The sequence below is a fragment of the Alphaproteobacteria bacterium 33-17 genome, from assembly GCA_001897445.1.
In the GTDB taxonomy this organism is placed as follows: Bacteria; Pseudomonadota; Alphaproteobacteria; order Rickettsiales; family 33-17; genus 33-17.
On record MKSX01000021.1, the window covers coordinates 51,588 to 67,521 of the forward strand.

Annotated in this window: 17 protein-coding genes; 12 read left to right on the forward strand and 5 right to left on the reverse strand. The window is 33.7% G+C overall.

Going from position 1 to position 15,934, the window contains the following annotated elements; genetic code table 11:
• Positions 1 to 54: 54 nt before the first annotated feature.
• Positions 55 to 873: a hypothetical protein gene (locus tag BGO27_03235; protein OJV13610.1), complete on the reverse strand. Its 819-nt coding sequence runs from the start codon at positions 871 to 873 to the stop codon at positions 55 to 57.
• 120 nt (positions 874 to 993) lie between these two features.
• Here BGO27_03235 and BGO27_03240 point away from each other — a divergent pair, with 120 nt between their 5' ends.
• From BGO27_03240 to BGO27_03250, 3 genes are all read left to right on the forward strand, one after another.
• On the forward strand, positions 994 to 1,926 hold the full coding sequence (locus BGO27_03240; protein OJV13611.1) for a hypothetical protein: 933 nt from the start codon (positions 994 to 996) through the stop codon (positions 1,924 to 1,926).
• 146 nt (positions 1,927 to 2,072) lie between these two features.
• Positions 2,073 to 2,462 (forward strand): two-component system response regulator, encoded by a 390-nt coding sequence (locus BGO27_03245; protein ID OJV13612.1) that lies wholly within the window; start codon positions 2,073 to 2,075, stop codon positions 2,460 to 2,462.
• Between the two features lie 30 nt (positions 2,463 to 2,492).
• A complete protein-coding gene (locus tag BGO27_03250) occupies positions 2,493 to 3,149 on the forward strand; it encodes a hypothetical protein (protein ID OJV13613.1) in 657 nt (218 codons plus the stop codon).
• Positions 3,150 to 3,203: 54 nt separating this feature from the next.
• Here the strand turns inward: BGO27_03250 and BGO27_03255 are convergent, their stop codons facing one another.
• On the reverse strand, positions 3,204 to 4,073 hold the full coding sequence (locus tag BGO27_03255; protein OJV13614.1) for a hypothetical protein: 870 nt from the start codon (positions 4,071 to 4,073) through the stop codon (positions 3,204 to 3,206).
• 163 nt (positions 4,074 to 4,236) lie between these two features.
• Between BGO27_03255 and BGO27_03260 the strand changes: the two genes are divergently transcribed.
• Both BGO27_03260 and BGO27_03265 read left to right on the forward strand, forming a co-directional pair.
• Positions 4,237 to 5,121 (forward strand): tRNA pseudouridine(55) synthase TruB, encoded by an 885-nt coding sequence (locus BGO27_03260; GenBank protein OJV13615.1) that lies wholly within the window; start codon positions 4,237 to 4,239, stop codon positions 5,119 to 5,121.
• A gap of 9 nt (positions 5,122 to 5,130) precedes the next feature.
• On the forward strand, positions 5,131 to 5,400 hold the full coding sequence (locus tag BGO27_03265) for a 30S ribosomal protein S15 (GenBank protein OJV13616.1): 270 nt from the start codon (positions 5,131 to 5,133) through the stop codon (positions 5,398 to 5,400).
• 42 nt (positions 5,401 to 5,442) lie between these two features.
• Here the strand turns inward: BGO27_03265 and BGO27_03270 are convergent, their stop codons facing one another.
• Positions 5,443 to 6,117: a hypothetical protein gene (locus BGO27_03270; protein ID OJV13617.1), complete on the reverse strand. Its 675-nt coding sequence runs from the start codon at positions 6,115 to 6,117 to the stop codon at positions 5,443 to 5,445.
• 204 nt (positions 6,118 to 6,321) lie between these two features.
• Between BGO27_03270 and BGO27_03275 the strand changes: the two genes are divergently transcribed.
• From BGO27_03275 to BGO27_03285, 3 genes are all read left to right on the forward strand, one after another.
• A complete protein-coding gene (locus tag BGO27_03275) occupies positions 6,322 to 6,735 on the forward strand; it encodes a DNA-directed RNA polymerase subunit omega (GenBank protein OJV13618.1) in 414 nt (137 codons plus the stop codon).
• Between the two features lie 84 nt (positions 6,736 to 6,819).
• The gene (locus BGO27_03280) at positions 6,820 to 9,312 is read left to right on the forward strand and encodes a translation initiation factor IF-2 (protein ID OJV13619.1); all 2,493 of its coding nucleotides are present in this window, start codon (positions 6,820 to 6,822) and stop codon (positions 9,310 to 9,312) included.
• Positions 9,313 to 9,397: 85 nt separating this feature from the next.
• Entirely contained in the window at positions 9,398 to 10,363 is a 966-nt protein-coding gene (locus tag BGO27_03285) for a biotin--[acetyl-CoA-carboxylase] ligase (protein OJV13620.1), read from the forward strand.
• A gap of 108 nt (positions 10,364 to 10,471) precedes the next feature.
• On the opposite strand, the gene BGO27_03290 is transcribed toward BGO27_03285, so the two are convergent.
• Together BGO27_03290 and BGO27_03295 are read right to left on the reverse strand one after the other, a co-directional pair.
• Positions 10,472 to 11,716, reverse strand: coding sequence for an adenosylmethionine--8-amino-7-oxononanoate transaminase (locus tag BGO27_03290; GenBank protein OJV13621.1), 1,245 nt, complete (start codon positions 11,714 to 11,716; stop codon positions 10,472 to 10,474).
• Positions 11,701 to 12,636 (reverse strand): biotin synthase BioB, encoded by a 936-nt coding sequence (locus BGO27_03295; GenBank protein OJV13622.1) that lies wholly within the window; start codon positions 12,634 to 12,636, stop codon positions 11,701 to 11,703. Before BGO27_03295 ends, BGO27_03290 begins: the two co-directional genes overlap by 16 nt.
• An 89-nt stretch (positions 12,637 to 12,725) precedes the next feature.
• On the opposite strand from BGO27_03295, the gene BGO27_03300 reads away from it, so the two are divergent.
• The 4 genes from BGO27_03300 to BGO27_03315 are packed head-to-tail and all read left to right on the forward strand — an operon-like array spanning position 12,726 to position 15,789.
• Positions 12,726 to 13,841, forward strand: a complete 1,116-nt coding sequence (locus BGO27_03300) for a hypothetical protein (GenBank protein ID OJV13623.1) — start codon at positions 12,726 to 12,728, stop codon at positions 13,839 to 13,841.
• The gene (locus tag BGO27_03305; protein OJV13624.1) at positions 13,834 to 14,457 is read left to right on the forward strand and encodes a hypothetical protein; all 624 of its coding nucleotides are present in this window, start codon (positions 13,834 to 13,836) and stop codon (positions 14,455 to 14,457) included. Before BGO27_03300 ends, BGO27_03305 begins: the two co-directional genes overlap by 8 nt.
• Positions 14,438 to 15,139 (forward strand): hypothetical protein, encoded by a 702-nt coding sequence (locus BGO27_03310; GenBank protein OJV13625.1) that lies wholly within the window; start codon positions 14,438 to 14,440, stop codon positions 15,137 to 15,139. Before BGO27_03305 ends, BGO27_03310 begins: the two co-directional genes overlap by 20 nt.
• A complete protein-coding gene (locus tag BGO27_03315) occupies positions 15,136 to 15,789 on the forward strand; it encodes a dethiobiotin synthase (protein ID OJV13626.1) in 654 nt (217 codons plus the stop codon). The genes BGO27_03310 and BGO27_03315 overlap by 4 nt, the downstream gene beginning before the upstream one ends.
• Positions 15,790 to 15,934: the final 145 nt, after the last annotated feature.

A 15,934-nucleotide genomic window follows, 5' to 3' on the forward strand; every position in this document is an offset into this window, starting at 1 on the left:
TAATACATACATATTAATTAAAGTATACCAAAGTGGTTAATATATTTCAATACATTAAATACTTATGTAATCTGGATATATTTCGTTAATTTTCTCGAAAATATCATCGTATGAATTTAATTCAGTAATTTCAAACACATACTGATCTTTTAAAGTCTGTAAATCATTCATAAACAAATTATAGTCTTCGCTTGGCAGTGGCATTGGGCTTTTTGCTACAAATACGTTATAATGCCTTTCTGGTATATCATGACTTTCACCGCCGTGAGCTATCACAAGCTTATTAAGAGTTTCAGCAAACTCCCACATTGCAACGTCCAGTTCGATTGCATCTTTTACAAGTTCAGCGCCGTTCGATCCTTCGTTACAGGATGATAATAAAAAGCAGTTACCAAACTCAAATGGTAATTTTTCATTAAATTCGTTAAAGTCATAACTTATATTCATACCTTTTGCTTCTAAGGCTTTTGCTATAAAATTCAGATCCTTTACATTAGTTCCCGAGTAGAGAATTACACTTAAAAACTCACTCTCATTAATATTAGAAAGCTTAATTAAATTTTCAAAGTTTTCAGTATCATAAGCGGAAAACCATATATTATTAAACTGCTCTTTAGTCATGTTTACAGCAAAGTTATCTTCTATTAATTGTAATACTTTGCAATCAAACTTTTCTTCACTTATTTTACCAAGTTTAAAGTCTGCTATAATATTAAATAAATCAGCCTTAAAGCTACCCATATTAATATATAAAATCTCAGGTGCTTCGCTATCTTTCAAAAACTGCGTTAATCCTTCAAATGATTTAGTATAATCAGGTTTGGTAATTATACCTAAGTTAACTAGTAAGGTATGGTGAGTTTTTGCGGTCATTTATGTACCTTTTGCAATTTTTTAAGCTACGTTATCACCTTGAAATAAGCAAATCAACAGCTAAATTGACAAAATAAAATAAAAAATTTAACATATATTTAACATCATAATAGGTAGTATATGGAAAAACCACTGTGGGCATGGGCTTTATTTATAGGGGTAGTTATTATCCTGTTAGTATTTGATTTAGGCTTTTTTAACAGAAAAAATAAAGAGATAGACGTTAAATCCAGTTTAAAGTTAAGCCTTTATTATATCATTGTAGCGGTGCTATATGGTAAGTGGATATGGTACTATATGGGAGCCGAAAGTTCCAAAGAGTTTTACACTGGTTTTCTAATCGAGAAAACTTTAGCCGTAGATAATATATTCATAATATCAATGATATTTACATATTTTAATATCCCAAGAATTTATCAGCACAGGGTTCTATTTTGGGGAATTTTAGGCGTAGTAGTGCTCAGAGCCATCATGATTGGTCTTGGAGCAACTTTAATAGAAAACTTTGCATGGATAATGATTGTATTTGCTGTTTTCTTAATGATTACTGGCGTTAAGATGATGATGATCAATGATTCAAACCCAGATTTAAGTAATAATATAATTCTTAAGGTAATTAAAAAGTATTTGCCAGTAACAGATGAAATGCAAGAAGAGCGTTTTGTGATTGAAAAGCAAGAAAAAGATGGTTCAGTAAAAAAATATTTTACCCCTCTTTTTGTAGCTTTAATGATGATAGAGTTTGTCGATCTTATATTTGCAGTCGATAGCGTACCAGCTATTTTTGCTATTACACATGATGTTTATATAGTATACACCAGTAACATATTCGCGATTCTTGGGCTAAGGGCGCTTTATTTTGCGCTATCAGCAATCATTCACAGATTCCATTACCTCAAATATTCAGTATCAATAATTTTAGTTTTCATAGGACTTAAAATTATATATTCAGAATTCTACGGTAAAGTTCCAGCGTTATATTCCCTGATGGTAACTGTTATGTTGCTAGCAGGAGGGGTTGTGGTATCTCTTTATAAAACAAAGAAAAATTAAGATTTTGTTGTAGGTTAAGTAATTTTATTAAACAAAAATGATTATTTTCTTTTATATTAAAAAATTAACGTTTATAATAAACTTATGTAACATGCAAATTTTATTAAAATTAAGGCATTTATTGCTATTCGTTTTTGGAGGATTTTATGAGTGGTGTTGACAAAAATATGAATATTCTGGTTGTTGATGACTATAAAACAATGATCAGAATTATCAAAAACTTACTCAATCAATTAGGTTTTAGTAATGTTGAGGAAGCTACAAATGGTAGTATGGCACTCACAAAACTCTCAGAAAAAACTTTTGGGCTCATTATTTCTGACTGGAATATGGAGCCAATGTCTGGCTTAGAGCTTCTTAAAAAAGTTAGAGCAGATGACAGATACAAAACAACACCATTCATTATGGTTACTGCTGAAAGTAAAACTGAAAACGTTGTAGCCGCTAAAGAAGCTGGTGTAAACAACTATATCGTTAAACCATTCAACGCTGAAACATTAAAACAGAAATTAACTTCTGTTATTGGTGAATTCTAAAAATACATTACTTTATTTGGGAGTACAGCCATGATAGATAATTTAGGAAACGTATTTTTAGAACGCATTAGACAAATTTGGCAGCAAAATGGCGGTAAAATTGACGTAGCAGATTTAGAAAGTGTTGTTGAAAACTTTATGGAAATCATTAAAACTCAGGTTTCAACATCTACTGATGTATCTATATATTATGAAATATCTAAAATTAAAGAAAAGCTCAAAGCAGCGCGCTCTGAAATTGACGCTTTAAAACCTCACAAAATTTTCGAGCAGGATTTACCTGGTGCAACAGCAGAACTTGCTGAAGTAACCAAAGCAACAGAAGAGGCAACAAATACTATTTTAGACTCTGCCGAAAGCATTATGAATCTAGCTTCACAAATTGCTGAAAAAGATCATGCCGCTAAAATTACAGACTTATCAACAAAAATTATGGAAGCATGTAACTTCCAGGACTTAACAAGTCAGCGTATTACTAAGGTTCTTAAGATTTTTGATGACTTTGATAAACTGGTAAACTCTTTAATTTCAAATCTTTCTATAGAAAAAGATAAAGAATATAATGGTGATAAAGGTTTAAGCTCTAGAATAGACCAAAACATTGTTTTAAATGGTCCACAACTTGGAAAAGACGCTCCTAACCAGTCTTCGATTGATGATCTGTTTAATAGTCTAGGCAAAAAATAACATCTAAATATACATAAAGGCGCTTAATTTTAGCGCCTTTATGTTTATAATTAATTAAGCATTATAATTATAAACTGATCTGAGCGCTCTAGTTCCTGCTATACAATCAACAAAATTAGTCTGGTTGTTTTTTTCTAAAATTTGATCTCGATGTTTAGAATAGTTTTTATCATTGATGAGCTTTTCTGCTTCATCCTTCCTGTTAGAGCCTCCAACAAGTGGATTTAAAACTTTACCTGCAAAACCTTTAATTTTAATATCTTTATTTTCGAGAAAATAACCCGCAGCACATGATAATACATAAGATATACCATATCTTACTGCTTTATTTTCAAATAGATTACCAAGGAATGGGGAGATTTTATTTAATAAATAATTTGCACAAAATCCTAGAATAACTCTTCTAACAGTATTCAATGTAAAAGTTTTAATTTTATCTCTTGTAAAATTGAACTTGGTTTCAAAAAATGAGTCTTTAAATATGTGCGCCGCTTTTAAATAACCTAAAATTTCTCCGCCTTTTGCTTTGGCTACATCAATTGGTGTCTGACCTGCATTATTTTTGATATCAAATTTACAGCCTTGATCATACAATTCTTTGATCACATAGTTTATGATGTCGAAATTGCCACTATGATAATGATTTACTGCATAATGCACTGCAGTATTGCCATTTAAATCTGGCTTATCAAGCTCTGCCCCTTTAAAAATAAACGCCCTAAGCATTTGTTTAGCATTATATTCCGCTGCTAAATGTAATAAAGTTTTACCTGTTAAAGGGTCTATTGGAGTATTAACATCTTCCGAACTAATAGATGCACATAACCTATAAAGACTATCAAGGTCTTCTTGAGATATTCCTGCATTATTTTTGTTGCTTTTAACTAGATCAATTAGTTCTTGTATTGTCTGATCTTTACTCATTTTTTATGCGTCCAATTATTAAATAATGTTACTTAAGATACATAATTTAGCAGTATTTGTCAAGAAAATGTTAATTATATTGAATTTTTTAACTTTTAATATAATTGTTATTTGTATAATTTTCTGCTACATACCTATTTACAACTTTAAAATATATTAAATTATGATTTCTGGCTTTTTAGCAATTGATAAACCTGAAAAAATATCCTCATTTGATGTTATAAGACGCCTGCGTAGGATTCTTAAAATTAAAAAAATGGGGCATGGTGGAACTTTGGATCCATTCGCAACAGGTATTTTGCCTATAGCGATTGGTGAGGCAACAAAGCTTTTAGAATTTATAGCAAATAATGATAAAGCTTACGAATTTACTATGAAATTCGGAGTGGCTACCGATACTTTAGATTTAGAAGGATCTATTTTAGGAACCAATACCATTATGCCAAGTAATGAGTCTTTAATTAATATATTACCGCAGTTTCTTGGGAAAATTAGTCAAATACCACCAAAATACTCAGCCATTAAAATTAATGGACAGCGTGCATATGACCTTGCGCGCAGCGGAATTGACTTTGAAATAAAGGCGAGGGAAGTAGAAATCCTTGATTTACAATTACTTAGCTATGATGCCGAAAAATTTGAAGCTAAAATGTATGCAAAAGTTAGCAAAGGAACGTATATAAGGACACTGGCTTCTGATATTGCAGAAAAATTGGGGGCAATTTGCCATCTTAATTATTTAAGAAGAGTAGAATTTGGAAAAATTTTAGAAAAAGATACAATTTCGCTGGATATTTTAGAAAAAATGGTTAATAATGGCGAGCACATTACCAAGGTCTTTTTGCATACTACGAATATTCTGGACGACATCCCGGTATTCGAGGTAAGCGTGGAAGAACTTGGGAAAATAAGGCAAGGTCAGTTTTTGCAAAAAAGCCTAAATCTACCTGATAGCAGTATTATATCACTGATACATCAGGAAAAAATAGCAGCTATTGCAAAATATGAAAGCGGTCTTATTAAGCCAACAAAAAATATTATTTTTTAGGAGACTAAGATGTCGATTACACAAGATAGAAAACAAGAGCTTATTGAAGAATACAGAATCAACAGCGAAGATACAGGTTCTGCAGACGTACAGTGTGCTATTCTTACAGAAAGAATTGTAAACCTTACAGAACACTTCAAAAGCAATCCTAAAGATCACCACTCTAGAAGAGGTCTTTTAATCCTCGTATCACGTCGTAGACGTTTACTTGATTACATCAAGAAAAATGAGTTTTCAAGATACGAAGCATTAATTAAAAAATTAGGCTTAAGAAAATAGTTTTAAAAGGCGATCTAGTAAATTATAGGTCGCCTTTTATATTTATATGCTTAATGATTCTACCCTGATACCTAACTCTACAAAAAGTCTTTTTATATCTTCATCACTTCTTTTGCCTGTTATTATTGGTAACGCATCTTCTGGTTTGTAAGTTGCGAAAGAATCCTTATTGGTAAATTTAGCAGAAGATACAACTTCTTTTAATGTCATAGTGTTTCCTACTGCAATTGTATAGTGTGCCGGTGAGTAACCACAGTAATCAAGTAAATTTACACCACCATCAGCTTGATATTTTTTGAATATTTTCATCATCTCGGCTGCATCTTTGTCGCAACGAAATGCAGAGACATAGTGCAAAACTCTATACTTATTATCAATTTTTGCTTCCAGGCACATTGTAACAGCCCTGGCGAAATTAGTATTAAGTTTTTTTTCTAACTCAAACTTTTGTAAAAAGTTATCTAATGTATGTTTGTCACCTGTGTTAATCGCTCTTACTAACGGATTTAATTCACTATCAGAGGCTATTTTTTCTACATTATTATAAAAGTTCTCTTTAGATGATATCGCCGCATTAAATATATTCTGGGTTTTTTCTCTGTACCCTAGAGGTAAATCTGAAATTGACTTGGAATGGTTTAAAATCTCGGTTGCAAACTTAAACACAGGCGCACCTGCTTTAGTGACTCGTTTTAAATTATGTAATTTCTCTAACATATTTACATTATCCTAAATAATTAACACTTAAAGTATCCGTATTAACAAAATAACGGATTAGAAATATTCATTAAATAGCAATTATAAATTAATGCAATAGATAAAATAAGTAACTAATAATATAAAATAAAAACATTAATAACTAGCTTGATTTATTGGGCATAATCTGGTATTTTTGCTACAAATGATAAATGAGGTTCCATTATGGCACGTATTACCGTAGAAGATTGCGCTGAAGTAGTAAGCAATAGATTTGAATTAGTTGTTCTTGCAGCTCAAAGAGCAAAACTTATATCTTCAGGCTCTATGATTCTAGTAGACAGAGATAATGATAAAAACGCAGTTGTTGCGCTTCGTGAAATTGGCGATAAGAAACTTGATGTTCACAACATCAAGGAAATCACAATCCAAAACTTCCAAAAACGCCTTCCAAAAGAAGTAGTTCTTGATGATGGTGAAGAAGTAACAGAAATCGATGCAGACTTAGCATTTGAAATTTCTAAAGAAGTTACACAAGAAATTGAAGACTTAAGTGAAGATAACACAATTTCTTCAGCTGGTATTTCAGTTGATGACGGTGTTTCATTTGCTGACGATAATCTTGATGTAGACGACTAATTTTGCCAAATTAACCAAGAGGTTTAATAAAATTTATAAGCCTCTTTTTAGAATACAATAATATATAGAGTAAACGTAATTACAATGACAGACGAAAATCAACCAAGAAAAACGCTTAAGCTAAATCTAAGTAATGTTAGCATTAATCAGGATAATGCTGTTAAAAAAACATTGGGATCCTCAAAAGCAGGCGCTAATAAAACTGTAATGGTTGAAGTAAAAAAACAAAGAACATTTGGTAAAAAGTCAGATTTCAATGACGCTACTAATACAAATCCTGAACTCGACGCAAAGGTCAATATCCTTAAACAAGCAGCGCTCAAGCAAGATACCGAACAAGAAAGCGCATTACTTAAAATTAGAAAGCAGGAAATTGCAAAATACAAAGAAGAGCAATTATCTCCTAAAAATCCTGAGATTACTGAAATTGACGATGAAGATAATGAAATCAATGAAGTTGTTGAGCAAAAAACTGAAGAGAAAAAACCAACTGTTTCCTCTCAATCGCAAGCTACAACTGACGATAAAAATAAGCAGCATAAACCTGCTAAATTACCAGAAGTAAAAAAACTTACAAAAGATGAAGAAATAGAAGAGGCTAACAAAAAAGCCGCTTTAAAAGCTAAAGAAGATTTAAAATCTAAGGCAGCTGACATGGCATACGCTGCACGCGGTAACAAAATTGACGTAAGATTTGTTGCTGAAAGTGAAGATGAAGACCAGCCAGTTAGAAAGAGAAGCATGGCTTCTATCAGAAGAGCGCGTGAAAAACACGCTAAAAAACTCAGCTTATCAAATAAAAAGGAATCAGAAAAAATTTATAGAGAAGTTATTATTCCTGAGGTTATTACTGTACAGGAACTTTCTGCAAGAATGACAGAAAAAAGCACAGACGTTATCAGAGAGCTTATGAAGCTTGGTGTAATGGCTACTATTAATCAGGCGATTGATGCTGATACTGCTGAGATTGTAACCGAAGCTCTAGGTCACAAATCAAAAAGAGTACAGGAATCTGACGTGGAAAATATTATCCAAAATGTTCAGGACAATGCTGAAAATATGATTCACCGTCCGCCTGTTGTTACAATTATGGGTCACGTTGATCATGGTAAAACATCTCTTCTCGATGCGCTTAAGTCTACAGACGTAGCATCAAGAGAAGCTGGCGGTATTACTCAGCATATTGGTGCTTATCAAGTTAAAGTTGATGACCATCATTATGTTACATTCCTTGATACACCTGGTCACGAAGCATTCTCGGCTATGCGTTCGCGCGGTGCTAAAGTTACTGATATAGTTGTATTAGTAGTTGCTGCTGACGATGGGATTATGGCGCAAACAGTTGAAGCTATTAACCATGCTAAAGCTGCTGGCGTTCCGATTATCGTGGCTATTAACAAAATTGATAAACCAGAAGCTGATCCTAATCGTGTTAAAAACGAACTCTTACAACATGAACTTGTTGTAGAAGCATTAGGTGGTGATATTATTGCCGTTGAAGTTTCTGCTAAAGCTAAAATTAATCTTGATAAGCTTATAGAGTCTATTTTACTTCAGGCGGAAATGATGGAGCTTAAAGCTGACCCATCTTGTGCGGCTGTAGGTGCTGTAATTGAAAGTAAAATCGATAAAGGTCGTGGTGTTGTTGCTACATTCCTTGTACAAAAAGGAACAATTAAAGTAGGCGATATCATTGTAGCCGGTGGTACAAGCGGTAAGGTAAGAAGCCTTATAAATGATAAAGGTCAAAGCTTAAGCGAAGCAGGTCCTTCAATGCCTGTTGAAGTAATTGGACTTGACGATGCGCCAATTGCAGGTGATCCGTTTAACGTAGTACCAAGTGATAAACAAGCTAGGGAAATTGCTGAATATAGACAAAGAAAATTACGTGAACTGAAAAACAGTATGCTTAATAGAACATCTAATTTACATGATATTTTCTCAAGAGCTGCAGATGGTCAGTTAAAAGAATTACCTCTTATTATTAAAGGTGACGTACATGGTTCTGTTGAGGCAATCAGCGCAAGTTTGAATAAACTTACAAACGACGAAGTAAGAATTAAAGTATTACATAGTGCAGTAGGTGGAATTACAGAATCTGACGTAACACTGGCTCGTGCAACAGGTGCTATTATTCTCGGGTTTAACGTAAGAGCATCTGCAACAGCAAGGCAAATTGCTGATGCTGAAGGTGTTGATATTCGTTATTATTCTATTATTTATAACTTAATTGATGATATTAAAGGTGCTGTTTCTGGTATGCTTGCTCCAGTTCTTCGTGAGGAATATATTGGTAATGCAGAAATCAGACAAGTATTTAATGTCACTAAATTTGGTAAGATTGCTGGTTGTTATGTAACAAAAGGTCTTATTAAGCGTGGTGCTGGTGTAAGACTTATTCGTAATAATATCGTAATTCACGAAGGCAAATTAAAAACATTAAGAAGATTCCAGGACGACGTAAAAGAAGTTAAGGAAGGATTCGAGTGTGGTGTTGCTTTTGAAAACTACGAAGATATCAGAGAAAAAGATACATTAGAAGCCTTTGAGATTATCGAAGAAAGAAAAACAATCTAGTGATTTTTAAGGTTACTTAGGTACGCACATTACTCTAAGTAACCTATTTCTTTTATATATCCTGAAACAAAAATTTAATGATTATATGCGTAGCATTCCTTCAAACCTTCTGGATCTAACCAAAATATTAAATGACCTTGAATATCATGATGGTGATAGTTTGGGTGAAGCTTTAGGTATGACCAGATCAGGTGTTTGGAAAATGATCAAAAAGCTTGAAGATTATGGTATTCAAATTGAGTCTGTAAAAAGTAAGGGATATAAGTTTCAGGAAGAATTAGCATTACTTGATTACAATGTCCTATCAGATAAAATACCTGCAAATCTAGAAGTTTTTGAAAATATTGATTCTACAAATACGCACATTAAAAAATACATAGGCGATAAAAGCCCCTGGATTTGCGTTTCAGAAACTCAGGAAAATGGTAAGGGTAGACTTGGTAGAAGCTGGCAATCACCTTTTGGACAGAATCTTTATTTTTCAGTTTTGTATCCGTTTAAAAAAGATATAAGTGAGCTTTTAGGCTTAAGCTTAGTTACCGCACTTTCTATAATTCAAACTCTGGAAGAAGACTTAGAAATTAAAGCTGATATTAAAGCTAAATGGCCAAATGATATAGTGTTGGGTGGTAAGAAACTAGCAGGTATACTTACCGAAATATATTCAGAAGCTAATGGCACTTCTTATGCTGTAATTGGAGTTGGTTTGAATGTAAATATGATAAGCCAGGGTGACATAGATCAGCCATGGACATCACTGAAATTAATGACCCAAAGCCACTATAACCGTAATGAAATGTTAGCTCTTATAGTAGAAAACTTACTTGGTGATTTAGAAATTTTTGCAAACTATGGCTTTGAGAATTTTAGAAAATCATGGTTTGCTAAAGATGCGCTCTTAGGGCAAAAAGTAAGTTTACTTCATAATAATACTTTAGTTAGTGGCAAGGCTATAGGCATTAGCGAACTTGGAAATTTACTTTTAGAAGTAGATAAAGAGATAAAAAGTTTTTCCTCAGGAGATGCTTATTTATCAAAGTCTTTGCAATAATGCTAAGTTGAAAATCAACTATGGTTAAAGTATTTGAATTATGCTGCAGGGAACGACGAGTGAAGCCTAGTAAGCCTAGGTAAAGTAGGGAAATGACGCATACCAGAATTATAAAGTATATATTAAAACTTCATGCATTGCTTTTATAACTCTGCTTAGTTCATCCTCTGTTATAATAAAGGGTGGCATAGTATAAAGAACATTGCCAATCGGTCTTAGCCATACTCCGCTATCAATCATTTTATGGCGCATTTTTAAAATATCCTGATAGTCACAGTCAAGATGCAATGCTCCAATCGCTCCTAAAATTCTAATGTCTTTAACCTTCTTATAGTGCTTGAAAGCCTTCATTTCCTGTTTAAGCTGGCTTTCAATATTCCTAACTTCTTGCTTTCTATTTTCATTTTCAAATAATTCCATAGATGCGATAGTAGCCGCACATCCTAAAGGGTTTGCAGCAAAAGTTGTGGCATGTTTTAGGGCATGATTTGGATCATCCGAGTAAAAACCCTCATAAATTTCTGTAGTAACCCCGGTTGCTGCAAAAGAAATATGTCCGCCACTTATTGCTTTACCAAGGCAGATAATATCAGGTGTGATATTTGCGTAATCGCAAGCAAAATACTCGCCTGTTCGGTAAAATCCAGTAGCAATTTCATCGGCTATAAATATCAGTCCATGCTTTTTAGTGATGTCATAAATTGACCGTAGAATCTCGGGAGAGTACATATTCATATTGCCAACTCCCTGAAAAAGCGGCTCAATAATGACGCCTGCAATATCATCTTTATTTGCCTTTAGTAATCTATCGAAGTCCGCTAAATCATTGGTATTTTGCGGTATTTTAACCTTGATGGGTTTTAATGCTTCTTTAGTCAAGCTATGCAAAAAAGTATTATCATCCGTAACCTTCATGCAGCCAAAAGTATCACCATGATACCCATTCTCAAAATATATAAATCGGTGCTTATTTTTGCCTTGATTTATATGAAACTGTATTGCAATTTTCATGGCTATTTCTACGGCAACTGACCCAGATTCGCTATATATAAAATGGTTTATACCAGTAGGTAAAGCGGCTTTTAATTTGTCTGACAGCTCGTAAACAGATTTATGGGCAAGTCCTGTAAACATGACGTGCGAAACTTTATCTAACTGATCCTTCATTCTCCCTATAATATGCGGGTGGCTATGACCGTGGCATACCGTCCACCATGAGGATACGGCGTCTATAATCTGCCTGCCATCTTGAAGGTTAATATACACCCCCTTACTAGATTCTACCGCCTGAGGGGGTAGGGCATGTTTCATCTGTGCATATGACTGCCAAACGCTATTTATGCGGCTTTCCATTTGATACCCAGCTTATCTAAAAATCCTTTATCTTCGGTACTATTCGGCAAATCTGATACAAAAAGTTTTTCGCCAAAGAATATAGAATTAGCCCCAGCAAAAAAGCAAAGTGCCTGCATTTCCTGGCTCATCTGACCTCTGCCTGCTGTAAGCCTTACCCTTGCTTTAGGCATGATAATTCTGGCTATGGCGATGATTTTTATAAACTCAAAACTATCAATATCCTCAGCATTTTCAAGGGGAGTGCCTTTAATTTTGACCAGCCTATTAATGGTTACGCTCTCAGGATATGGGTTAAGATTAGCCAAGGTTTCCAGCAAATTTAGCCTGTCTTCGGCACTTTCCCCCATGCCAAAAATACCCCCGCAGCACACTTTCATGCCTGCTTTTTGAACATTTTCAATAGTTTCTAGCCTCTCATCATAGGTGCGGGTGGTGGTAATATTCTCATAAAAGTCCCATGAGGTATCAAGGTTATGGTTATAAAAATCAAGCCCAGCATCCTTAAGTTTTAAGGCTTGTGGCTTAGTTATCATCCCTAATGTCATGCAGGTTTCTAGCCCAAGTGCCTTGACTTCCCTGACGATTGTAGTCACAAGTTCAATATCTTTGTTATGAAGATTTCGCCATGCTGCCCCCATACAAAATCTCTGGGCGCCGTTATCCTTAGCGGCTTTTGCCCTTTTTACCACCTCTGCAACATTGATTAGCGATTCTTTTTGAATACCAGTATTATAATGCGCAGATTGAGGGCAGTATTTGCAGTTTTCAGGACAAGCTCCTGTTTTTATACTGGTTAAAGTACTGATTTCCATGTCCTTTTCAGGAAAATTGTCCTCAAGAACTTTATGCGACTGATAAATTAGGTTCATAAAAGGCTGATTATATAACTCTAATAATTTTTCCATATCATATTTCATAACTAGTAAACCGTAAAAATAAAATTAGTTGACTAGTCGGATGATTTAGCATAGGTTCCAGACCCAAGTCAACACAAATTTAGTAAAAAATGTTAGATCTAGTACAAGAAATTGAGGATAAAAAAGCCTCAAACCTATACAGAAATCAAAGGGTTTGGGATGAAAACCTAATTAATTTTGCCTCAAATGACTATTTAAGCCTGTCTCAGGATAATCGGATAAAACAAATAATGGCTGCAAAAGCCTTAGAATACGGGCTTGGTAGCGGATCCTCCCCTATGATTTCAGGATATTTTGATGTAACAAAAAGACTGGAACATGAGTTTGCCGAGTACTTAGGTTTTGAGGATTGTATTTTATTTAACTCTGGCTACCATGCTAATTTAGTGGTCATATCTAGTTTGCTAAAATCTCACACTATACTGCTTGATAAGCTTTCCCATGCATCGATTATAGATGGGTTGAAATTGGCGGGTAGCAAGTATTTTAGATATCCGCATAAGGATTTGAATAGTCTAGAACGAAGTCTGCAAAGCGCAGTAAATCCAGCTGTATACGTAGAAAGCATGTATAGCATGGAAGGTAAGATTTATCCTGCTGAAAAAGTAAATTTAATAGCTCAAAAATATAGGGCTAAACTCTTGATAGATGATGCACATGGAATAGGTGTACTTGGTAAAAATGGTGGTGGAGTACTTGAGCATTTTAGCATTGATAGCAGCAATATTGCATGCCTTATAGCCCCACTGGGCAAGGCTTTTGCTAGTATGGGGGCGATTGTTGCTGGTAACAAAACAACAGTAGAATACCTAAGGCAATTTGCAAGAAGCTATATATACTCAACAGCGCTTCCACCCCTTATTTCGTGGGGTACTTTGGAAGTTTTAAATATAATAAAAAAGGAACATTTCAGAAGAGAAAAGCTGGAGAACCTAGCAGCTTATTTTAATAAAAAAGCAATCAGTTTGGGGCTTAATCTTACTGCTTATGGCCTTACGCCTATCAGATGTGTGTTAGTAAAAGATAACCTACTTGCCTTAAAAATTCAGGAGTATTTAGAAACGCAAGGGTTTTTTGTGTCATGTATACGCCCGCCGACTGTGCCTAATAAAACTGCCAGAATAAGGGTGTCTTTAAATTATAATCACACTATATCAGACATAAACCTAGTTTTAGAAAAGATAGCGGAGATATATTGTGAGTAGCGTTATATTCTTACCAGGTCTTGGTTTTAAGGCTAATATATGGAGTGATATTGCGGTGCATTTTTCAAATAGCAAATGCGTTGATTTGCCCCAGATTACAAACCCAGATATAGAAATGTTAATTAATAAATTGGTGCAGCAAATTCCTAATAATTCCATAATTGTTGGCTGGTCATTAGGCGGACTTATAAGCCTTTTTTTATATAAATATTTCCCGCAAAAATGCTCAAAAATAATCATGGTTTGCTCTAGCGCCAAATTTTTAGAAGCAGAAAACTGGTCAGGAATTAAGCCAGATTATGACCTGCGAAACTTTATAAAACTTGTGCAGTATCCTTGTAGAAATATTGCCATAAGACAAAGCATTAATGAGAGTTTTGAAGGCATTTGCCCTTATTATTTAAGGTTACTAGAAGAATTGGATGCTAGAAAAATTTTAGAAAACATAAGTATTACAGTTAATTTTATACTAGGAGCAAAAGACGCAATTGTGGCTGTAAATCAGCCTATAAAAAACTTTCAAAAATACATTTTTGAAAGTGGTGGACATAGTATTTTTTTAAGTCAAAAAGAAGAATTTATAAGGGTTTTAAAAAATGCACTATCAGAAAATTAAAGAATGTTTTAATAAGGCATATGCCACATATGATGATTACGCTGTTATACAGAAAAAGATTGGCAATAAGCTTATTGAGCTGCTAGTTAATACAAAACAATCACCAAAAAATATAATAGATTTAGGTTGCGGTACGGGTTTTATAACTAATCATATCGCAAGTGTATTCAATGGATTTGAAAAGTTTTATGCTATAGATATAGCAAACCAAATGCTAGAAAAAGCAAAGGAAAAATTAGAGGAAAATATTGTTATAAAAGAACATAGCTTTGATGAAATTGACTTTTTTAATGAAGAGTTTGATTTAGTTTTTGCTAATATGTCACTCCAGTGGAGTGAGAATTTAGAGGCTACTATAAAGCATATTCATGAGAACTTAAAATCGGGGGGTATATTGGCATTTTCATTGCCTTTACTTGGTACATTTGAAGAGCTTCGCAATAAGCTTGATATGCTTGAATTTAATAGTGTTTTGCACTTACTTGAGGTTAGTAATTTCCAAATATTAGAAAGTAGTATTTATCATGAAAAGCTATATTTCCCATCGATGTTTTCTGCACTTCAGTCAATAAAAAAAGTGGGAGCGAATTTTTGTAAAGATCGGAATAAAAGTTTAATAATTAAATATGATAACTTTTCTCTTACATATAAAATTGGTATTTTTATAGGGAGGAAAATGTGAGATTCTTTATTTGCGGAACTGATACAAACATTGGCAAAACATATGTAACTGTACAGTTGCTTAAACATTTTAAAGAAAAAAATTATAGGGCAGTAGGGTTAAAGCCTATAGCTACTGGCGGCATGCCAAATGAAGATGCATTATTACTTCATCAGAATTCTTCAATAATTTTAGATTATAATACAATCAATCCATTTTGTTTGAATATGCCAATTTCACCTAATATTGCGTCAGACATTGAAGGTATAGATTTGAATATAAATAACATTTTAGCAAGTCTAAAACTAGATGAAATAAATGCCGATATTATACTAATTGAAGGCTCTGGAGGTGTTGAGGTTCCAATTAATAATACTGAGACCATGCTAGATTTAGCCTATAATCTTGATATACCGATTATTGTGGTGGTTGGTATAAAACTTGGGTGTATTAATCATGCAATACTTAGCCATAAAGCTATAATAAATAAAGGGGCTAAGTTTGCAGGCTGGATTGCAAATATTATTGATCCAGATAATTTAGAAACTGAAGCTGTGATTGATACTATCAAAAACTATATAAACGCCCACTGTTTAGGCAGGGTTGAATATGGTGGTGAAATAACTTTGCATATGTCATTTACTATATATAACTTAAATGAAATACGGTAGAAATTTATAGTTAGTTTATGGATTGCCGCAGAATGCTACGCATTCCTCGCAATTGTATGGGTTCGGAGTATCGGTGACGGAATTTTGAGTGAAAAGGGTTGACAATAAGTCTGAAAGGGTTGTGTAAAACGCTTTCTTTTTTCCT